The 20,072-nt window shown below is 64.2% G+C and carries 22 protein-coding genes; 10 read left to right on the top strand and 12 right to left on the bottom strand.

Annotation, left to right across the window (positions count from 1 at the left end; all coding sequences use genetic code 11):
* Positions 1-27: 27 nt before the first annotated feature.
* The 3 genes from IVB54_RS18990 to eno all read right to left on the bottom strand — a co-directional run bounded on the left by IVB54_RS18990 (position 28) and on the right by eno (position 3,594).
* Positions 28-1,026, bottom strand: a complete 999-nt coding sequence (locus tag IVB54_RS18990; protein WP_247397137.1) for an MBL fold metallo-hydrolase — start codon at positions 1,024-1,026, stop codon at positions 28-30.
* Between the two features lie 116 nt (positions 1,027-1,142).
* The gene (locus IVB54_RS18985; protein ID WP_018458063.1) at positions 1,143-2,276 is read right to left on the bottom strand and encodes a zinc-binding dehydrogenase; all 1,134 of its coding nucleotides are present in this window, start codon (positions 2,274-2,276) and stop codon (positions 1,143-1,145) included.
* A gap of 34 nt (positions 2,277-2,310) precedes the next feature.
* Positions 2,311-3,594, bottom strand: a complete 1,284-nt coding sequence (eno, locus tag IVB54_RS18980) for a phosphopyruvate hydratase (protein ID WP_018458064.1) — start codon at positions 3,592-3,594, stop codon at positions 2,311-2,313.
* 173 nt (positions 3,595-3,767) lie between these two features.
* Here eno and IVB54_RS18975 point away from each other — a divergent pair, with 173 nt between their 5' ends.
* Together IVB54_RS18975 and queF are read left to right on the top strand one after the other, a co-directional pair.
* A complete protein-coding gene (locus IVB54_RS18975; RefSeq protein ID WP_247336767.1) occupies positions 3,768-4,745 on the top strand; it encodes a lyase in 978 nt (325 codons plus the stop codon).
* 51 nt (positions 4,746-4,796) lie between these two features.
* Positions 4,797-5,249, top strand: coding sequence for a preQ(1) synthase (queF, locus tag IVB54_RS18970; protein WP_018458066.1), 453 nt, complete (start codon positions 4,797-4,799; stop codon positions 5,247-5,249).
* A 22-nt stretch (positions 5,250-5,271) separates the two neighbouring features.
* Here queF and IVB54_RS18965 read toward each other — a convergent pair whose 3' ends face one another.
* Positions 5,272-5,895, bottom strand: a complete 624-nt coding sequence (locus IVB54_RS18965) for a dihydrofolate reductase family protein (protein WP_085395044.1) — start codon at positions 5,893-5,895, stop codon at positions 5,272-5,274.
* Between the two features lie 17 nt (positions 5,896-5,912).
* The gene (locus IVB54_RS18960) at positions 5,913-6,215 is read right to left on the bottom strand and encodes a hypothetical protein (protein ID WP_247336770.1); all 303 of its coding nucleotides are present in this window, start codon (positions 6,213-6,215) and stop codon (positions 5,913-5,915) included.
* Positions 6,216-6,325: 110 nt separating this feature from the next.
* On the opposite strand from IVB54_RS18960, the gene IVB54_RS18955 reads away from it, so the two are divergent.
* Positions 6,326-6,742, top strand: coding sequence for a helix-turn-helix domain-containing protein (locus IVB54_RS18955; RefSeq protein WP_085395042.1), 417 nt, complete (start codon positions 6,326-6,328; stop codon positions 6,740-6,742).
* A gap of 30 nt (positions 6,743-6,772) precedes the next feature.
* Here IVB54_RS18955 and IVB54_RS18950 read toward each other — a convergent pair whose 3' ends face one another.
* The 3 genes from IVB54_RS18950 to IVB54_RS18940 all read right to left on the bottom strand — a co-directional run bounded on the left by IVB54_RS18950 (position 6,773) and on the right by IVB54_RS18940 (position 9,296).
* The gene (locus IVB54_RS18950; RefSeq protein ID WP_085353232.1) at positions 6,773-7,981 is read right to left on the bottom strand and encodes an MFS transporter; all 1,209 of its coding nucleotides are present in this window, start codon (positions 7,979-7,981) and stop codon (positions 6,773-6,775) included.
* Positions 7,981-8,844, bottom strand: coding sequence for a 3-deoxy-8-phosphooctulonate synthase (kdsA, locus tag IVB54_RS18945; RefSeq protein WP_018458071.1), 864 nt, complete (start codon positions 8,842-8,844; stop codon positions 7,981-7,983). The genes IVB54_RS18950 and kdsA overlap by 1 nt, the downstream gene beginning before the upstream one ends.
* Before the next feature lie 125 nt (positions 8,845-8,969).
* Positions 8,970-9,296, bottom strand: a complete 327-nt coding sequence (locus tag IVB54_RS18940) for an NIPSNAP family protein (RefSeq protein ID WP_247336773.1) — start codon at positions 9,294-9,296, stop codon at positions 8,970-8,972.
* Positions 9,297-9,491: 195 nt separating this feature from the next.
* Here IVB54_RS18940 and IVB54_RS18935 point away from each other — a divergent pair, with 195 nt between their 5' ends.
* The 3 genes from IVB54_RS18935 to IVB54_RS18925 all read left to right on the top strand — a co-directional run bounded on the left by IVB54_RS18935 (position 9,492) and on the right by IVB54_RS18925 (position 12,305).
* Positions 9,492-10,166, top strand: coding sequence for a response regulator transcription factor (locus tag IVB54_RS18935; RefSeq protein ID WP_247362721.1), 675 nt, complete (start codon positions 9,492-9,494; stop codon positions 10,164-10,166).
* On the top strand, positions 10,163-11,539 hold the full coding sequence (locus tag IVB54_RS18930) for a HAMP domain-containing sensor histidine kinase (RefSeq protein WP_247777443.1): 1,377 nt from the start codon (positions 10,163-10,165) through the stop codon (positions 11,537-11,539). The genes IVB54_RS18935 and IVB54_RS18930 overlap by 4 nt, the downstream gene beginning before the upstream one ends.
* Positions 11,540-11,642: 103 nt before the next feature.
* Positions 11,643-12,305, top strand: coding sequence for an rRNA adenine N-6-methyltransferase family protein (locus IVB54_RS18925; protein ID WP_018458074.1), 663 nt, complete (start codon positions 11,643-11,645; stop codon positions 12,303-12,305).
* 4 nt (positions 12,306-12,309) lie between these two features.
* On the opposite strand, the gene IVB54_RS18920 is transcribed toward IVB54_RS18925, so the two are convergent.
* The 3 genes from IVB54_RS18920 to tpiA all read right to left on the bottom strand — a co-directional run bounded on the left by IVB54_RS18920 (position 12,310) and on the right by tpiA (position 15,410).
* Positions 12,310-13,941, bottom strand: a complete 1,632-nt coding sequence (locus tag IVB54_RS18920) for a CTP synthase (RefSeq protein WP_007590604.1) — start codon at positions 13,939-13,941, stop codon at positions 12,310-12,312.
* Positions 13,942-14,107: 166 nt separating this feature from the next.
* Positions 14,108-14,494 (bottom strand): preprotein translocase subunit SecG, encoded by a 387-nt coding sequence (secG, locus tag IVB54_RS18915; protein ID WP_007590603.1) that lies wholly within the window; start codon positions 14,492-14,494, stop codon positions 14,108-14,110.
* 157 nt (positions 14,495-14,651) lie between these two features.
* Positions 14,652-15,410, bottom strand: coding sequence for a triose-phosphate isomerase (gene tpiA / locus IVB54_RS18910; RefSeq protein ID WP_247336780.1), 759 nt, complete (start codon positions 15,408-15,410; stop codon positions 14,652-14,654).
* 223 nt (positions 15,411-15,633) lie between these two features.
* Here tpiA and IVB54_RS18905 point away from each other — a divergent pair, with 223 nt between their 5' ends.
* The 4 genes from IVB54_RS18905 to moaC are packed head-to-tail and all read left to right on the top strand — an operon-like array spanning position 15,634 to position 19,933.
* Positions 15,634-17,532: a peptidylprolyl isomerase gene (locus tag IVB54_RS18905; RefSeq protein WP_247777442.1), complete on the top strand. Its 1,899-nt coding sequence runs from the start codon at positions 15,634-15,636 to the stop codon at positions 17,530-17,532.
* A 14-nt stretch (positions 17,533-17,546) separates the two neighbouring features.
* Complete coding sequence (trpD, locus tag IVB54_RS18900; RefSeq protein WP_247336787.1) at positions 17,547-18,560, top strand: anthranilate phosphoribosyltransferase; 1,014 nt, start codon at positions 17,547-17,549, stop codon at positions 18,558-18,560.
* A 7-nt stretch (positions 18,561-18,567) separates the two neighbouring features.
* Positions 18,568-19,389: an indole-3-glycerol phosphate synthase TrpC gene (gene trpC / locus IVB54_RS18895; RefSeq protein WP_247777441.1), complete on the top strand. Its 822-nt coding sequence runs from the start codon at positions 18,568-18,570 to the stop codon at positions 19,387-19,389.
* Between the two features lies 1 nt (position 19,390).
* Complete coding sequence (gene moaC / locus IVB54_RS18890) at positions 19,391-19,933, top strand: cyclic pyranopterin monophosphate synthase MoaC (protein ID WP_247777440.1); 543 nt, start codon at positions 19,391-19,393, stop codon at positions 19,931-19,933.
* Positions 19,934-19,942: 9 nt separating this feature from the next.
* Here moaC and IVB54_RS18885 read toward each other — a convergent pair whose 3' ends face one another.
* On the bottom strand, positions 19,943-20,044 hold the full coding sequence (locus IVB54_RS18885; protein ID WP_247336957.1) for a Flp family type IVb pilin: 102 nt from the start codon (positions 20,042-20,044) through the stop codon (positions 19,943-19,945).
* Positions 20,045-20,072 lie beyond the last annotated feature (28 nt).

Below are 20,072 nucleotides of genomic sequence, written 5' to 3'. Positions count from 1 at the left end.
ATCCCTGGTACAAATCTGCAAATCGGCTCAGATCGTCGGATTCCACGCCGACGGGATCAGGCGATATTTGGCGCCGTCCTTCTCGACATGGCCGACCGAGGGGAAGGTGAAGTGGAAGCCGATCACGGTCGCCTTCTCGGCCGCCGCCATGTCGTAGAATTTGTGGCGGGTTTCCTGCGCCAGCGCTGCATCGGTGTCGAACACCACATGCCAGTCCGGATTGCGCAGGAAGAACTCCGGGATGTTGGTGACGTCGGACTGGATCAGCACCTTGGAATCGCCTGAGGCGACCGCGAACGAGGTGTGCCCCGGGGTGTGACCGGGCGTCGCGATCGAGGTGATGCCCGGTGCGACCTCCTTGCCCCACTCGTACTTCGTCACCTTGGATTCGAGGCCGGCAAAGGTCTTCTTCACGTTGGCGAAGTAGTTCTTCATCATCGCGTTGGACTCGGCCTTGGCGGCGTTGTCCTCGCTGGTCCAGAACTCCCAGTCCTTGCCTGGCACCATGATCTCCGCATTGGGGAAGGCAAGCGCGCCGTCGGCGAGACGAATGCCGTTGGTGTGGTCGGGATGCAGATGCGAGAGCAGCACGACGTCGATGCTCTTGGGGTCGACACCGGCGGCCTGGAGGTTCTGCAGCGTGCGGCCGACCGCGCCCTTGCTGGGCTCGAGATTGGCGACACCGTTGCCGGTATCGATCAGCACGAGCTTGGAGCCGGTGTTGATGAGCTGCGGGTTGAACGGCACCGTGACCATGCCCTTCGGCATGTAGGCCGCCTCGCCAGCGGCCAGCGCTTCCTCCTTCGGCGCGTTGACGACGAACTTGTCCGGCATCGGGAAAGTGCGCGCACCGTCATTGATGGAGGTGCACTCGTAGCTGCCGACCTTGTAGCGGTAGAAGCCCGGCGCCTGCGTGCCGGCTTGCGGTACTGAGGCATTGGCGGCGGTCGGCCCAAAGCCGGTCACGGCAGCCGCACCGAAGGTGGCGGCGCCTGCAAGCAAATGGCGGCGATTAAGATCGGTCATGAGGTCCCCTTCTGAGCGCCCCGCGGTTTTCCCGCGTGCAAATGGCGGCGGAATAATCCCCGGCTTCGCTCAGAAGGCAAGACCTTCTTTCGGTGACGTGCCGTCGCACGTCCCGATTATTTGTTCGGGTTGATGAGGAATTTTTCGCCAGTGGCGCGTTTGGCGTACACCGCGATGTTGGCGGGATCGAGCGCCTCGGAAAGCGACACCACCTTGGTGTAGTGGCTGGCAAACGTGGTCTTCAGTTCGTCGACGACGCGCTGGCGCAGCCTGGCCCCGTCCGCCTGCCCGATCTTCATCAGGAACGGAAACAGCAGCCAGCCGCCGACGCCCCAAGCCATGCCGAAGCCGCGCGGCAGCTCAATCGGGCGGACATCGAGCGCGCCATAGACATAGACCTGCTTGTGCACGTTGGAGCCGTAGCGGCTGTATTCCTTCGCGGTCTTGTTGATCGCGACTTCCATGCAGTTGAGGATGTCGCCGGCGAGCTTCCCGCCGCCGATGGCGTCGAAGGCGATGGTGGCGCCGGTCTCGACCAGCGCATTGGTGAGATCGCCGAGGAAGCTCGGTGCGGTGGAATCGACGACATATTTGGCGCCGATCTTGTGCAGGATGTCGGCCTGCTCCTTGCTGCGCACAATGTTGACCAGCGGGATGCCGTCCTTGATGCAGATCTTGTTCAGCATCTGCCCGAGATTGGATGCGGCCGCAGTGTGCACCAGCGCCTTGTGACCCTCGCGCCGCATGGTCTCGGTCATGCCGAGCGCGGTCAGCGGATTGACGAAGCAGGAGGCTCCTTCGGCCGGCGTGGTGCCTTCCGGCAACGGCAGGCACTCGCGCACTTTCAACGTGCGATACTGCGTGTACATCGCGCCGCCGATCATGGCGACGGTCTTGCCCATCAGCGCCTTCGCGGCATCCGAGGAGCCGGTCCTGATCACGACTCCCGCGCCTTCGTTACCGACCGGCATGGATTCGTCGAGCCGGCCTGCCATCGCCCGCATCGCGCCTTCCGGCACTTTCGCGGTGATGACGGGAGCTTCTTTGGTGCCCGAAGCCTTTGCCGTGCTCATGTCGGCCGCGCCGATCAAGAGCCCGAGGTCGGACGGGTTGATCGGCGCGGCCTCGACGCGGACGACAACCTCGTCCGCGGCGGGTTCGGGGGTCGGCACGTCGAGCAGCGAGATTTCGAGCTCACCGCTCTTCTTGATCAGCGAACGCAGTTGCAGGCCGTTCTTGCCGTCGCTCATGTCGATCCTCCCCTGTTCTTGTCCGACCGCTGGCTTATGCCAGCGCCTTCAGTGCCGCCTTGCCGCCGTAGAGCGCCTGCTTGCCGAGCTGCTGCTCGATGCGCAGGAGCTGGTTGTATTTGGCGGTGCGATCGGAGCGCGCAAGGGAGCCGGTCTTGATCTGACCGCAATTGGTGGCGACCGCGAGGTCGGCGATGGTAGAATCCTCGGTCTCGCCGGAGCGGTGCGACATCACCGAGGTGTAGCCGGCCTTGTGCGCCATCTCGACGGCGGCGAGCGTCTCGGTCAGCGTGCCGATCTGGTTGACCTTGATCAGGATCGAATTGGCCCGTCCGGCCTTGATGCCTTCGGCGAGGCGCTTGACGTTGGTGACGAAGAGATCGTCACCGACGAGCTGGCACTTCTTGCCGACGAGGTCGGTCAGCTCCTTCCAGCCGTCCATGTCGTCTTCCGACATGCCGTCCTCGATGGTCACGATCGGATAGCGCGAGACGAGATCAGCAAGGTACTTGGCCTGCTCGGAGATCGAGCGGGTCTTGCCCTCGCCCTCGTAGACGTATTTGCCGTCCTTGAAGAACTCGGTCGAGGCGCAGTCGAGGCCAATGACGATGTCGGAGCCCGCCTTGTAGCCGGCCTTGCCGATCGCGTTCATGACGAATTCGAGCGCGGCGTCCGCCGACGGCAGGTTCGGGGCAAAGCCGCCCTCATCGCCGACATTGGTGTTGTGGCCGGCCTTCTTCAATTCGGACTTCAGGGTGTGGAAGACCTCCGCGCCATAGCGCAAGCCCTCGGCAAAGGAGGACGCGCCAACCGGTAGGATCATGAACTCCTGGAAGTCGATCGGATTGTCGGCGTGCATGCCGCCATTGATGATGTTCATCATCGGCACCGGCAGCAGCCGCGCCGAGGTGCCGCCAACGTAACGATAGAGCGGCATGTCGAGCGAGTTCGCGGCCGCCTTGGCGCAGGCGAGCGACACGCCGAGGATGGCGTTGGCGCCCAGCCGGCTCTTGTTCGGCGTACCGTCGAGGTCGATCATGATCTGGTCGAGCTGGGCCTGCTGCTCGACATCGAGGCCGCTCAGGGCCTCGAAGATTTCGCCGTTGACGGCGCCGACCGCCTTGGTGACGCCCTTGCCGAGATAGCGAGTCTTGTCACCGTCGCGTAGTTCCACCGCCTCATGGGCGCCGGTGGAGGCGCCGGACGGCACGGCAGCACGGCCAAGCGCGCCATCTTCCAGCACGACGTCGACCTCGACGGTGGGATTGCCACGGCTATCGAGAATTTCGCGGCCGATGATGTCGATGATGGCGGTCATGATGTGCACTTCCGTTCGTTAGGGCTGATCGGTGCCGCGGGTCTTACACGGACCGCAAGCAAATGTGAACGCTTGGAGGGTGGGCTTCGACTGACGCGTGAAGCGGCTCGGACTAAGGTTGACCGCATCTGGTCTGCCGCAAAACCTCAATCTGAAACGGTCGGGGTAACGCCATGAATCGCCGCCAGTTTCTTGCCTCGAGCATCGCCCTCCTCGCGACGCGCCCGAGTTTTGCGCAGGAAGGCCCGTTCCGGACAAAATACTATCCCATTAGCTCCGGCATCGGTCTGCACGACCTCGCTCCCGCTCCCGATGGCACGGTCTGGTTTACGGCCCAGGGCAAGGGCCTGCTCGGCAGGCTCGATCCGAAGGATGGCAGCCATAAGACGGTCAGCCTCGGCCAGGGCGCCGCCCCGCACGGCGTGACCATCGGCCCCGACGGCGCGCCCTGGATCACCGAGGGCGGCCAGAATGCGATCGCCCGCGTCGATCCTTCCGACCTCAAGGTCACCCTGTTCCGCCTGCCCGAGAAGTTCGCCTACGCCAATCTCAACACCGGCGTGTTCGACAAGGACGGCACCTATTGGTTCACCGGCCAGTCCGGCTATTACGGCCGCCTCAAGCCGAACGCGGGCGGGATGGACGTGTTCAGGGCGCCCAAGGGCGTCGGCCCCTACGGAATCACCGTCACGCCCAAGGGCGACGTCTGGTATGCCTCGCTTGCCGGCAGCTATATTGCCAGGATCGATCCGGCGACGGGCAGCGCCAGTGTGGTCGAGCCGCCGACGCCGAGCCAAGGTTCGCGACGGGTTTGGTCGGATTCGAAAAGCCGGATCTGGGTCAGCGAGTGGAACAGTGGCCACGTCTCGGTGCACGATCCCGCGGAAGCCTCCTGGAAGACCTGGAAGCTGCCCGGCGAGCGTCCCCGCACCTACGCGGTCTATGTCGATGACAAGGACAAAGTCTGGCTGACCGATTTCTCCGCCAACGCCATCGTCCGCTTCGATCCCGCCACCGAGCGCTTCAACGTGTTCGCCAGCGACAAGGCTAACGCCAATGTGCGCCAGCTCGACGGGAGGCCGGGCGTGCTCTGGGGCTGCGAATCCGGCAACGACCGGATCGTCATGATCCAGACGGTCGCCGCCGGTTGACGACAGCGGCATTTGCGTCCATCCCGGCACGCGGAACAGGATGTGACGACAATGGCGAAGAAATCCCTTCAGCTGGGCCGCGCGGTCGAATGGCCGCACACACCGGAAGAAGCGCAGCTCGACCGCGTGCCGAACCCGCAAAAGGGCACGGACTATCTGGTACGCTTCACCGTGCCGGAATTCACCTCGCTCTGCCCGGTCACGGGACAACCGGATTTCGCACATCTGATGATCGACTACGCCCCCGGCCAATGGTTGCTGGAGTCGAAGTCGCTCAAGCTCTACATCGCGAGCTTCCGCAATCACGGCGCCTTCCACGAGGACTGCACCGTGATGATCGGCAAGCGCATCGCGAGCGAGATCAAGCCGAAGTTCCTGCGCATCGGGGGCTATTGGTATCCGCGCGGCGGCATTCCAATCGACGTGTTCTGGCAGACGGGCCGCGCGCCGAAGGGATTGTGGGTGCCCGAGCAGGGCGTCGCGCCCTATCGCGGCCGGGGCTGAGCTTGAAGAGACCGTTTCTGACTCACCGCGTTCGGTCTCGACCGCGAAGATTTGCTCGCTCGGGGGACGAGGTATAGCGGCTAACAACCATGCCGCTCGAATAAGCCTTGGCCTCGAGTAATTTTAGCTTCCTGAACCCCGACGCCGCGAAGATCCTGACGCCGTCACCCAATACCGCCGGGTTGACGTAGAATTGAAACTCGTCAACGAGACCTTGTTCGATCAGCGCCGCGGCAAACCCCGCGCCACCGAACACGCCAATGTCGCGCCCTCGTTGGCTCTTTAAGGCGCCGACCACCTCGTGCAAATCTCCGCTGACAAGCGTGGTTCGTTCCCACGCCGGCTCCGTTGGCTTATTCGTCGGAACCATTTTGCTCATTTCTGTGATACGCTTAGCGAACGCGTAGAATGGCTCAGTTGGGTAGCGGTTCGCTGCGTTCTCCCAATGCCGTAGATACCCTTCATTCAGCATCTTCCGACTGAGAAGAATCGTGTCGATGCGCTCGAAGTGAGCATTGAAATCGCGCTTCAGTTCATCATCCCAAAAGTTGTTGTCACCCCAACCCCATAGCTGCCAATTTACCGTTCCGTAGGAGCCGACAAAGCCATCGGCTGACACCTGCATCTGAAGGATAAGTTTTCGCATCGGTCTATTCTCTCGAATCATGCAAGGATCGAAGCTGCGAACGATTCAGCAGCCCATTGTTTGAAGGTCGTTCGAGTTGTGTTTTCTGAAGTTGGCGTGTCGAGTGCCCATCGCTCTTGGCGATTGAAGCTCGCTGGAGTTTCGATCAACGCTTCCGTGAAGCTGGCTGATATCCTGTTTGCGATCATGCTGCTGCGGGCGTCATCGAGCGGGACAGATCGATAAGTCACGTCTTTGCGCAGTTTCCTGCCCAGGAGCTCTGTCACCTTCTGAAATATGTAAAAGCCGCCGCTTGCAACCTGATGGATATCTGCGGGCATTTTCCACCACTCCTCCAGCATTGAGACTTTGTGATTGGTTTACATTTGGAAGCATTGACGCCAGCCTCGAATGATGTCAATAGTAAATCGATTTACAAAGGGAACTACGGATGTCGGGAAGACAGCGATCAGGTTGCCCAATCAGTCTGTCGCTGGAGTTGCTCGGCGATCGCTGGACGCTGCTGATTGTGCGTGACATCGTTTTCGCGGGGAAACAGCACTTCCGGGAATTTCTGCAGTCCGATGAAACGATATCATCGCGGACGCTTGCGGAGCGGCTTCAAACGCTGCAAGAAGGCGGCGTCCTTACCCGTCATGACGACCCCACGCATAAACTGAAGGCGATTTATCGCCTTACGGAGGCGGGCATTGATCTGCTGCCTGTCCTCGCCGAGCTTGGCTTATGGGGCAGCAAATATCGTAATGCTGATCCGGATCTTGGTGCGATTGCCGAGAGACTATCGGCGGGGGGCCCCAAGATGCTTTCCCAGATGAAGCAAAAACTGAGGAAAGGAGGTTCTAAATGACGATACGCCGCGTCAGGCGCTAGACATCTTTTAGGCGACTGCATCCGATGGCGCCCGCTGTTTCAACAGCCGCGCACAGGCGAAGCCCAGCGCGACCATGATCGCGGCGCTCGCGAACAGGGTCGGCATCTTGCCGCCATGCTGGAGGCCAAGTCCATAGGCGAGCGGCCCCACCGTCTGCCCCATGAAGAAGAAGAACGAATGCAGCGACAACGCGGTTGCGCGCGCCTCGACCGAGAGTTCGCTGGCAAACATCTGAAGGCAGCCATGGGCGATGTAGAAGCCCCATCCCATCACGATGAGATTGAACGCCTGCACTTCCCAGCGCAGGCCGAAGCCGACGGCAACGAGCTGCGAAGCCACCAGCGTCATGCCCGCGATCATCATTCCCTTCATGCCCAGCCATGGCAGCAGGCGCGACACCGTCAGCGTGTAGAACAAGCCGCCGACCGCAAAGCCCGCGATGACGATGCCCGCGATCGAGAGCGAGGTCTGACCGAGCTCGAACAGGAACGAAGCGATGTAGGGAAACAGGCCGAGCACGCAGCAGCCTTCGATGAACACCGCCGCATAACAGACATAGGCGTTCGGGTTGGTGAAGATGGTGCGATAGCCCGCCTTCAGCGCCGACAGGCTCGTCTTCGGCGGATGCTTGACCTTGGCGCCACGAAAACCGGCGGCGACCGCGATCGAGGCAACGATCACCAGCGCGCCGAGCACCGCCAGCACGCCGCGCCAGCCGAGGAAATCGCCGATCAGGCCGGAGGCCGAGGCGCCGAGGAGATTGCCCGTCATCGCGCCGGCGAGCGTGCGGCTGATCGCGACCTGGCGCTTCTCCGGACCGACGAGATCGCTGGTCAGGCTGAGCGCCACCGGAAACACGCCGCCGGAGCCGATACCGGCGAGGATACGGGTCGCGAACAGAACCGAGAATGAGCTCGAGAGCGCCCCCAGGATGTTGGCAAGGCCGAGCAGCGCGAGGCAGCCGATCATCAGCCGCGTCTTGCCGAACAGATCGGCGGCGGCGCCGACGATCGGCTGGATGATCGAGAAGGTGAAGGCGAACACCGCGGCAAAACCGGCAGCGGTCGCGATGCTGACGCCAAAGTCCTCCGCGACGTGCGGCAGCACCGGATCGAGCGCGCGCGCGGAGAGCGCCGCGGCGAAGCTTGCACCGGAGATGACGTAAAGCGCGGCCGGCAGGCCGTGATCGTGCGCCCGCGCCTCGCCTTGCTGCATCAGCGCGGGTCGGCTTTGGTCGAATCCTTGGCGAGCGCGTCGAACGCCATCAGCCTTCGGATCAGCCCTTCGAACTCGCGCAGCGGCACCATGTTGGGTCCGTCCGACGGCGCGCTGTCAGGATCGGGATGGGTCTCGATGAAGATACCGGCAACACCGACGGCGACGGCTGCGCGTGCGAGCACCGGCACGAATTCGCGCTCGCCTCCGGAAGACGTCCCCTTCCCGCCCGGCTGTTGCACCGAATGAGTCGCGTCGAAGATCACGGGGGCGCCGGTGGTGCGCGCCAGGATCGGCAGCGCGCGCATGTCGGAGACCAGGGTGTTGTAGCCGAAGGACGCGCCGCGTTCGGTGACGAGCACGTTGGGATTGTTCGCGCTCGTGATCTTGGACACGACGTTGGCCATGTCCCAGGGCGCAAGAAACTGACCCTTCTTGACGTTGACGACCTTGCCGGTTGCGGCCGCCGCCAGCAGCAGATCGGTCTGGCGACATAGGAAGGCGGGAATCTGCAGCACGTCCACCGCCTGCGCCACCTCGGCACACTGCCCGGCGTCATGCACGTCGGTCAGGACCGGCAGGCCGAGCGACGATCGGATTTCGGCGAAGATCGGCAGCGATTGTGCAAGTCCGAGGCCACGCGCGGCCGACGCGCTGGTGCGATTGGCCTTGTCGAATGAGGTCTTGTAGACGAGGCCGATCTGCAGCCGCGCGGCGATCTCCTTCAGCGCGGAGGCCACCTCCAGCGCATGCTGGCGGCTTTCGAGCTGACACGGCCCGGCAATGATCGAGATCGGCAGATCATTGCCGAATTTGACCTTGCCAATGGTGACGACCGGAGCCGCTGACGTCGAAGAGCTCAAGGCAAATCCCTCGTTTCGGCGCGACCATAGCCGCGATGAAGGGCGGATCAACCCCATTCGGCCTGGGCTCCCAGAATATCAGGGTTGCGCCCAGGCTCCCCGCGACGCCCTCGCGCCGGCCGTCTCTACTTCACCGACGAGAAGGCGGTCGGCGCCAGGATCTGGCTGACGATGTTGCCGACGATCTGGCCGTCCGCCTCGCTCTCGGCGCGCCCTTTCATCCAGTCCGGATCGGTCATGAAGGCGGCCCACTTCTTCTCGCGCTCGGCGAGCGACTCCCAGGCCAGGAAATAGGTCAGCTCCTGGTTGGATTCACCGATCAGGGTCGTGAAGAACCCGGCCTGCTTGATGCCGTGCTTTTCCCACACCTTCAGCGTGACGGTCTCGAACCGCTTGAGCAGTGCCGGCAGGCGGCCGGGCACGCAGCGATAGATGCGCATTTCGTAGATCATTCGTATTCCTCCCTGATCAGGTCCGGCGGTTATAACGGCCGGCCCCGACGGTGTCTTGAGGCCCGCTCGGCCGCCCCGGTAGCGTTCCGTGCATGGCTAGAGCCGCTCAAGCCGCTTCATCGAGAGCCGGTTCCCGCAATGCTGCCGCAATGATACGGCCGCTAGAATGGCGCGATTGAGGTTGAGGTGCGGATCATGCGGATTTTGCTCGTCGAGGACGAGGCCGAAATGGCCGACGCGCTGGTGTCGGCGCTGAAGCGCTACGACATGGTCGTGGACCACGCCCCGACGCTTGCCGAGGCGGAAGAGGCCATTTCTGCCGACGTCCACGCCGCCGTCCTGCTCGATCGCCAGCTTCCCGATGGCGACGGTCTCACCCTGATCCCGAAACTCAGGGCGCGCGCCGACGGCGTGCCGATCATCGTGTTGACGGCGCGCGGCGAACTCGCCGACCGGGTCGCCGGACTGGACTGCGGGGCGGATGATTATCTGTCAAAGCCGTTCGCGGTGGAGGAATTGCTGGCGCGGCTGCGCGCCGTGCTGCGCCGGCCCGCCGGGCTGCATCCCGACATCATGCACGCCGGCCGCCTCGCCTTCGATTTCGGCCATCGCGAGGCAAGCATCGACGGGGCTCCGCTCGAGCTGCCGCGACGCGAGCTCCTCGTGCTGGAAGCCCTGGTCCGCCGCATGGGCCGGACCGTGCTGCGCTCCGCGCTGGAAGAAGTCGTCTACAGTTTCGACGACGAGATCCAGTCGAATGCGCTCGATACGCATGTGTCGCGCCTGCGCCGCAAACTCTCGGAAGCCGATGCGCGCGTGGAGATCCACGGCATCCGCGGCGTCGGCTATCTCCTGAAGAAGCTGCCATGAGCAAGCACCACGAACCCTATTGTCTGCGCTCGCGGCTGAGCTTGCGCCTGCTGTCGCTCCAGGCGGTGCTGCTCACGGCGCTCGTTGCCGTCGTCGTCGGGGCATTGAGCGCGTCGGGATTCGTGATCGCCGGACGCGACGAAGATCGCGTGATCGATATCTTCCAGCGCGCGCTCGGACGCGACGCGCAAGGCGACCTGGTCCTGCGGTCGACGACCGAACTGAAGCAATTGCGCAGCGAGACCCCCGATCTCTGGTTCCTGGTCCGCGACAGGCAGGGACATTCGCTCAGCGAAGGCCCCGTGCCGGCCGAATTCGCCGCCATCGGCAGCGGCCTCGACCAGATCAGCCAGGCCCGGCTCGGCTGGCAGCTGTTCGAGGACGATCCGCGCAAGCCCCCGGCGCGGCTGAAGCGGGTCGACACCGACGCCGGCAATGTGCAAATCATCACGGCGACGCAAGGCAGGCTCACCGGCGCCAAGGCGTTGTTCATGACATCGCTTGCATTGCTCGGCATCGCCCTGCCCGGCCTGCTCCTCATGGGAACGGCGACATTCATTGCGACGCCGATGATCGTGCGGGGCGCCTTCGAGGCGCTCGATGCGACGGCGGACCAGGCGCGGCGCATCGACATCCATCAACGCGGCGCCCGGCTGTCGCTGGATCGGATTCCGCTGGAGGTCGTGCCGCTCGTGACCGCTGTCAACGACGCGCTGGCGCGGCTAGACCAGGGCTATGCCCGCCACAAGCGCTTCGTCGCCGATGCCGCACACGAGTTGCGCACACCGATCGCGATCCTGAACACGCGGCTGGAGTCGCTTCCAGCGGGGCCGGACAAGACCCGGTTGCTGGAGGATTCCGCGCGCCTGGCAACGCTTGCCGAGCAGCTGCTGGACATTCAAAGGCTCGACCGCTGCGGCCATCCCTTCACGCGCGTTGACCTCGTCGCAATCGCGCAAAGCGCGGCCGCAGATCTTGCGCCGCTGGCCATTGCCGCCGGCTACGAGTTGGCGCACGACGCCCCCTCCACGCCGGTCGAAACGATCGGCGATGCGGCGGCGCTGGAGCGCGCGCTGACCAACCTTGTGCAGAATGCGATCCAGCACGGCCCGCGCCGCGGCACCATAGGCATTCGTGTCAGCAGGCCCGCGAGCATCGAGGTCACGGACGAAGGCGCCGGCATTCCGGCCGATCAGCGCGAACAGATATTCGAACCGTTCTACCGGCTGACACCGCTCGATCGCGGTGCCGGCCTCGGTCTCAACATGGTGCGCGAGATCGTGCTCCTGCATGGCGGCCACATCTCGGTCGCGGACACAGCGATCGGCGGCGCGTGCTTCAGGATGTCACTGCCGCCCGTCCGGGAGAATTGACGCAATCGACAGGCGGCACGCAATGCTGTCGCAATGCACTCAAGCGATTGTTCGGCCGCCTCACCTCTGACCTGCGAGGCGCAACCAAGATGCCGGAGTGCGCATGCCCAACGATTTCCTCTCGTTCTTCCTGTCATGGATGTCAGCCCCGCGCCGCGTCGGCGCGATCGCGCCGTCAGGCGCGGCGCTGGCCGATCTCATCACCCGCGAGATCACCGCATCGACCGGCCCTGTTCTCGAGCTCGGCCCCGGCACCGGCGCGTTCACCTACAAGCTGCTCAAACGCGGCGTGCGCCAGCAGGACCTCACGCTGATCGAATACGGCTCCGACTTCATGAAGGTGCTCCAGATGCGTTTTCCGAACGCGCGCGTCTTGTGGATGGATGCAGGGCGGCTCGCAACGGAGCGCCTCTATGACGGCGCGCCCGTCGGCGCGGTCGTGAGCGGCCTGCCGCTGCTCAACATGTCGACGCGCAAGGTGGTCTCGATCGTCGGTGGCGCGTTCAGTCATGTCCGCCCCGGCGGCGCCTTCTACCAGTTCACCTACGGCATGAGTTGTCCGATCCCGCGGCCCGTGCTCGACCGGCTGGGCTTGCGCGCAAAGCTGGTGGATCGTGCCCTGCTGAACGTGCCGCCGGCCGCCGTCTACAAGCTGACGCGACGGCCGCAGATGAAGCTCGTCACGGGATCGCTTGCGCCCGATACGTCAATGCCGGCCGCGCCGGAGCCGATGCATCTTGCAGGTGACTGCACCGCCACGCGCTGAGCGATTACACCAGGCGGCTCTGAACCATTGCCGCGCGAATGAACGACGCGAACAGCGGATGCGGCTCGAACGGTCGCGACTTCAGTTCCGGATGGAACTGGACGCCGATGAACCAGGGGTGATCCTCGTACTCGACGATCTCCGGCAGCACGCCGTCGGGCGACAGGCCCGAGAATTTCAGCCCGTGCTGCTCGAGGCGATCCTTATAGGCGGTGTTGACCTCGTAGCGATGGCGGTGGCGCTCGGAAATCTCGGTCGCGCCGCCATAGACTTCCGAAACGCGGCTGCCGCGATTGAGCGCCGCGGGATAGGCGCCCAAGCGCATCGTGCCGCCGAGATCGCCGGCGTTGGTGCGCTTCTCGAGCTCGTTGCCGCGCAGCCATTCCGTCATCAGGCCGACCAAGGGCTCCTTGGTCGGGCCGAACTCGGTGGAGTTGGCCTCCTCGATCCCGACGAGATTCCGAGCTGCCTCGATCACCGCCATCTGCATGCCGAAGCAGATGCCGAAATACGGCACGTCGCGCTCGCGCGCGAACTGCGCCGCGCGGATCTTGCCTTCGGCGCCGCGCTGGCCGAAGCCGCCGGGCACCAGAATGCCGTTGACGTGCTCGAGGAACGGCGCGGGATCTTCCTTCTCGAAGATCTCGCTTTCGATCCAGTCGAGATTGACCTTCACCTTGTTGGCGATGCCGCCATGGGAGAGCGCCTCGATCAGCGACTTATACGCATCCTTCATGCCGGTATACTTACCGACGATGGCGATGGTGACGTTGCCCTCGGGATTGCGGATGCGCTCGTTGATCTGCTGCCAGCTCCGCAGCTCCGGCGGAATCCGCGAGCCGATGCCGAAGGCGGCAAGCACTTCGTCGTCGAGGCCTGCCGCATGGTAAGCCTGAGGGACAGCGTAGATGCTGTCGGCGTCGCGCGCCTCGATGACGGCGCTCTCGCGCACGTTACAGAACAGCCCGAGCTTGCGCCGTTCCTCCTTCGGGATCTCGCGATCGGTACGGCAGAGCAGGATGTCCGGCTGGATGCCGATCGAGCGCAGCTCCTTGACGGAGTGCTGCGTCGGCTTTGTCTTCAGCTCACCGGCGCTCGGGATGTAAGGCAGCAGCGTCAAATGAATGTAGATGGCGTGATCGCGCGGCAACTCGTTCTTGAGCTGGCGGATCGCCTCGAAGAACGGCAGGCCCTCGATGTCGCCGACGGTGCCACCGATCTCGACCAGCACGAAGTCGTAATCGTCGTTGCCGTCGAGGACGAAATCCTTGATGGCGTTGGTGACATGCGGAACCACCTGGATGGTCGCGCCGAGATAATCGCCGCGCCGCTCCTTGGAGATGATGTCCTGATAAATGCGCCCGGTCGTGATGTTGTCGGCCTTGGTCGCCGGCCGCCCGGTGAAGCGCTCATAGTGACCGAGATCGAGGTCGGTCTCCGCGCCGTCATCGGTCACGAACACTTCGCCGTGCTGATACGGCGACATCGTTCCGGGATCGAGATTGAGATAGGGGTCAAGCTTGCGGAGGCGGACCTTGTAGCCCCGAGCTTGCAACAGGGCACCGAGTGCCGCTGAAGCCAGACCCTTGCCGAGCGAAGAAACCACGCCGCCGGTGATGAATATGTACCGCGCCATGGGGCTTAACCTCTAATCCCTCGAATTCGATTCGCCAAAGCGATTCGTATTCCGCCCCAAACATTTTGTGGGGCTGTGGGTGAGCCAGAACTGAGAGTGGTGACAGAGCCTTGATAGGGATTGTTGATCCAGGACGGTAGAAGCCGCCCTGCATGGCCCCCCTGTTTTATTGCGAACGCGGTACCTGCGGGCCGCTCGGTGCCGGAGCCTGCTGCTGCTCGTCGGCCTTCTTCAGCGAATCCAGGATGCCACCCGAGGTCGGCGGCGCGATCGGTCCGCCACCGGCCGGCTGTGTCTGCGACGCCGGCGCACCGATGATCGACGACGGCTTGCGGTCGTAGCCGGCATACCAGGACAGGAACAGGCTGGTGAGGAAGAAGCCGACGGCCAGAATCGCGGTGGTCCGCGTCAGAAGGTTCGCCGTGCCGCGGCTCGACATGAAGCCTGCGCCGCCTCCCATGCCGAGGCCCCCGCCTTCCGACTTCTGGAGCAGGACGGCGCCGATCATAACGGTGACGATCATGAGGTGAATGACGATGACAACGGTCTGCATAGTGTCCTTCCGTCACAAGCCGACAGCGCCGAGACGGCGGCCAATCGTGCTTCGCGGGGTTTTCCTGAAGTTGCGCGGTGTTACACGATCGGACGGGGCATTGCCACCCCCGATCAGCCCCGGACCAGTGGTTTGAACCAGCCAGGGACGGCCCTGCCTAAATAGGGCAGCCCTGCGCAATCGCAAGGAAATCGGCCGCCTTCAGACTGGCCCCGCCGACCAGCGCGCCATTGACGTTCTTCACGGCCATCAGCTCGGCCGCGTTCGAGGGCTTGACCGAGCCGCCATAGAGAATGCGCATCCCGGCGCCGTCGGCCTTGAACCTGGAGGTCAGGAATTCCCGGATAAAGCCATGAATCTGCTCGACATCCCGAGACGTCGGGGTCAGGCCGGTGCCGATCGCCCAGACCGGCTCATAGGCCACGACCAGATTGGCGGAGGTCGAGCCATCCGGCAGCGAGCCGGTGAGCTGGCCGCGCAGGATATCCAGGGTCTGGCCCGCATCGCGCTGGCCCTGCGTCTCTCCGATACAGACGATCGCCGTCACCCCGGCGCGCCAGGCGGCCTCAGCCTTCTGCCGGATCAGGGCTTCGCCCTCGCCATGGTCGGCGCGGCGCTCGGAATGGCCGACGATGACGGCGGTCGCACCCGAATCCGCTAGCATTTCGGCGGCGATGTCGCCGGTATGGGCGCCCGAGGCTTTGGGGTGGCAATCCTGGGCCCCCACCGCGACCTTCTTGCCGCGTGCCTTCTCGGCAAAGACAGCGATCAGGGTCGCCGGCGGGCAAACCAGCAGCTCGGCTTTGCCGGCCACCTCTGCCGCGCCATTGAGCATGGCGTCGAATTCGGCAGTCGAGGCCTTGAGGCCGTTCATTTTCCAGTTGCCGGCGATCAGGGGGCGGATGGCATCGGTCATGTCAAATTCCAGCAAAATTTGGTTTGTTCATGCGCTAGCAGAGGTCCCGTGGCAGTTCCAGAGACCAGGGGCTTTTAACCGCAGGGATCGAAAGCCCGCTAGACCCGAGGTTGCGGGGGGAAAGCCACCACTTTATGATGATTGATCAATTTGGTGACGCGCTTTTGCGGAATCTGCATTAAGACGCGCTCCCGTTCCCCTCCTGCCAAACAAGTTGGACCAAATGCTTCGAGGAATGCGCAAGGCCTCATCAAACTGGCTCGGCAAGACCATTATGGCCATTGTGATGGGCGTGCTGATCATCAGTTTCGGCGTTTGGGGCATTGCCGACATCTTCAAGGGTTTTGGGCAATCCACCGTGGCCAAGGTCGGCGGCACCGAGATTTCGTTGAACGAGTTCCGCCAGATTTACACTGATCGCCTCCAGCAGATCAGCCGCCAGTTCGGCCGGCCGCTGTCGCCTGAGCAGGCGCGCGCCTTCGGCCTCGACCGTCAGGTGCTCCAGCAGACGATCGCGGAAGCCGCCCTCGACGAAGAGGCGCGCCGGCTCGGGCTCGGCCAGTCCGACGACCAGATCCGCCAGCTCATCATGAACGACCCGAACTTCAAGGGCGTCGGCGGCAACTTCGATTCGAACCGCTTTCAGTCCGTGATCCGCAATTTCGGCTATACCGAGCAGCGCTACGTTTCGGAGCAGCGCAAGGTCTCACTGCGTCGGCAGATCACCGGCACGATCGGTGCCGGCCTCGAGCCGCCGAAGGCGATGCTCGACGTGCTGACGCGCTTCCAGAACGAGCAGCGCGCCATTGAATTCGTCAGGCTCGACGCAGCCCAGGCAGGCACCATCGACGCGCCATCGCCGGAGGCGCTCGCCGCCTATTTCGAGGATCACAAGGTCAAGTTCCGCGCGCCCGAATATCGCAAGATCGCGTTCGTCGTGGTCTCGCCGGAGGAGATCGGCAAGTGGAGCGAGGTGTCGGACGAGGACGCCAAGAAAGCATTCGACCAGCGCAAGGACCGGCTCGGCACGCCGGAGAAGCGCCAAATCCAGCAGATCGTATTCCCCAACGCCGCCGAGGCACAGGCCGCACGCGAGCGGCTCACCAGCGGGACGTCGTTCGAGGACCTCGGCAAGGAGCGCGGACTGAGCGCGTCTGACGTCGATCTCGGGCTCGTGACCAAATCCTCGCTCGATCCCGCAGTTGGAGACGCTGTCTTCGCGCTTCCCGCCGGTGAAATCAGCCAGCCGATCCAGGGCCGTCTCGGCACGTCGATCGTCAAGGTCGAAAAGATCGAGCCGGGCACTGAGGCGAACTACGCGAGCGTTGCCGCCGACATCAAGCGCGAGATCGCCACCGAGCGTGCGCGCGTCAAGGTCGCCGATCTCCGCGACAAGATGGAAGACGAGCGCGGCGGCGGTGCCAGCGTGATCGACGCGGCGCAGAAGCTCGGCCTCACCGCCGTGACCATCGACGCCGTCGACCGTTCCGGCCGCGCGCCGAGCGGCCAGCCGGTCTCCGGCATTCCGCAGGGCCTCGACGTGGTGTCGCAGGCCTTTAACACCGATGTCGGCGTCGACAACGACTCGATCTCGTTCAAGGGCGGCTATGTCTGGTACGACGTGCTTGCCATCACGCCCTCGCGCGACCGCAATCTCGACGAGGTTCGCGACCAGGTCGAGGTGCGCTGGCGCCAGGACCAGATCGCGACCAAGCTGAAGGCCAAGGCGACCGAGATGGTGCAGAAGCTCGAATCTGGCGGCAAGCTCGCCGACGAAGCAGCCGCGATCGGCGCCAAGGTCGAGACCGCCACCGGCTTCAAGCGGGACGACTCGCCCGCCAGCGTGCCCGCGGCCGTCGTGTCGGCCGCCTTCCGCGTCGCCAAGGACGGCGTCGGGCAGACGGCAGTGACCGGCGGCACCGAGGTGATCGTGTTCCGCGTTACCGAGATCATCGATCCCACCGTCGATGCCGCTTCCGATGCGGTCAAGAAGCTGAAGGACAGTCTCGACCGCGCGCAGACCGAGGAGCAGGTCGCGTCCTACGTCAACAAGCTTGAAACCGACATCGGGACCACGATTAATCAGGCCGCCTTCGCGCAGGTGACCGGCGCGAACCAGTGAGTTGAAAGCACGCGATGGACGACCTGAAATCGATCATTGGAAAAGTGGCGACCGGCGCCAGCCTGTCGCGTGACGAAGCGGCTTCCGCCTTCGACGCCGTGATGTCCGGCGAGGCTACGCCCTCGCAAATGGGCGGCCTCCTGATGGCGCTGCGGGTGCGCGGCGAGACCGTGGACGAGATCACCGGCGCGGTCTCGGCCATGCGCTCCAAGATGCTCACGGTCGATGCGCCCGCGGACGCCGTCGACATTGTCGGCACCGGCGGCGACGGCTCCGGCTCGGTCAATGTCTCGACCTGTGCCTCCTTCATCGTTTCGGGCGCCGGTCTGCCGGTGGCCAAGCACGGCAACCGCGCGCTATCGTCGCGTTCGGGCGCTGCCGACGTGCTGGCTTCGCTGGGGGTGAAGATCGATCTGAGGCCCGAACAGGTCGGCCGCTGCATACGCGAATGCGGCATCGGCTTCATGTTCGCGCCCGCCCATCATCCCGCCATGAAGAACGTCGGCCCGACCCGGGTGGAGCTTGCGACACGCACGATCTTCAACCTGCTCGGTCCGTTGTCCAATCCGGCCGGTGTGAAACGGCAGATGGTCGGCGTGTTCTCCCGGCAATGGGTGCAGCCGCTGGCGCAAGTGCTCAAGAACCTCGGCTCCGAATCCGCCTGGGTCGTGCACGGTTCCGACGGCCTCGACGAAATCACCCTCACCGGCCCGACCTTCGTCTCCGCGCTCCACAATGGCGAGATCCGGAATTTCGAGGTGACGCCGGAGGACGCGGGCCTGCCGTGCTGCGAGGCCGGTGCGCTCAAAGGCGGCGACGCCGACGCCAACGCTATCGCCTTGCAGGGCGTGCTCGACGGCAAGCCGAGCCCCTATCGTGACGTCGCGTTGATCAACGCCGCTGCCGCATTGGTCGTAGCGGGGCGTGCCAGGAATCTCAAGGAAGGTGTCGTGATCGGCGCAAAATCGCTCGACAGCGGCGCGGCGCGCGCGCGGCTGAAACATTTGATCGCGGTCTCGAACGGCTGAGCCTGACATGTCGGACATCTTGACCAAGATCGAAGCCTACAAGCGCGAAGAAATCGCTGCGGCCAAGCGCGCGCAGCCGCTGTCGGCGGTAGAGGCGAAGGCCAAGGCGCAAGCAGCACCGCGCGGCTTCCTGCGCGCGATCAAGGCCAAGCACGCCAATGGCGACTACGCGCTGATCGCGGAGGTCAAGAAGGCGTCGCCGTCAAAGGGCCTGATCCGCGCCGATTTCGATCCGCCGCTGTTGGCCAGGGCCTATGAGGCCGGCGGCGCTGCCTGCCTGTCCGTGCTGACGGACACGCCCTCGTTCCAGGGCCATCTCGACTTCATGGTGGCGGCCCGCGCGGCAACGTCACTGCCGGTGCTGCGCAAGGATTTCATGTTCGACATCTATCAGGTGGCGGAGGCCCGGGCGCACGGCGCCGACTGCATCCTGATCATCATGGCGGCGCTCGATGATGCCGCGGCAAAAGAGCTCGAGGATGCCGCCATCGCCCACGGCATGGACGTGCTGATCGAGATCCACGACCGCGTCGAGCTTGACCGCGCGCTGAAGCTGCGTTCGCCGATGATCGGCGTCAACAACCGCAATCTGCGCACCTTCGAAACCACGCTTGCGACCAGCGAAACATTGGCGCCGCTGATCCCCGGCGACCGGTTGATGGTCGGCGAGAGCGGCATCTTCACGCCCGCCGATCTCGCCCGGCTCGAGCGCGTCGGCATGTCGACCTTCCTGGTCGGCGAGAGCCTGATGCGGCAAGCCGATGTTACCGCTGCGACGCGCAAATTGCTGGCGCGCGAGACGACGGCGCGCGCGACGGGCACGCGCTGACATGGCCCGCAAGCCGACCGCGACGAAACCAGCCAAGTCCGAGTCCAAGACCCAGTCCAACACCAAGACCGGCCCTGCCCTCACCCATATCGGCGCCTCCGGCGAGGCGCGGATGGTTGACGTGTCGGACAAGCCCGCCAGCGAGCGGCTCGCGGTCGCGGAAGGACGCGTCGTCATGACCAGGGCGACGCTTGACCTGATCGTGTCCGGCAACGCCAAGAAGGGCGACGTGCTCGGCACCGCCCGCATCGCCGGCATCATGGCCGCCAAGCGCACCGCGGAGCTGATCCCGCTCTGCCATCCGCTCGCGCTGTCGAAGGTGACGGTCGAGATCGAGCCAGACGCAACGCTGCCGGGCTGCCTCGTCCGCGCCAGCGTGAAGGTCACGGGCCCGACCGGCGTCGAGATGGAAGCGCTCACCGCCGTCTCGGTCGCCTGCCTCACCATCTACGACATGATCAAGGCGGTGGAGCGCGGCGTGCGCATCGAAGGCATCCATCTGGTCGAGAAGCTCGGCGGCAAGTCCGGCCATTACCCCGTCTGATTGCGGCTGCTACTTCAACGACGCGCTGATCGACCCGAATTTTGAACTGAGCTTGCTGCCCAGGCCGTCCACCACGGCGACGATCGCGAGCGCAATCAGCCCATACTCGATCGCATATTGATTGCTTTTGCGAGGGTCC

Source organism: Bradyrhizobium sp. CW1 (genome assembly GCF_023100665.1).
GTDB classification, from domain to species: Bacteria; Pseudomonadota; Alphaproteobacteria; order Rhizobiales; family Xanthobacteraceae; genus Bradyrhizobium; species Bradyrhizobium canariense_D.
This window is presented reverse-complemented; position numbering and strand designations above follow the sequence as displayed.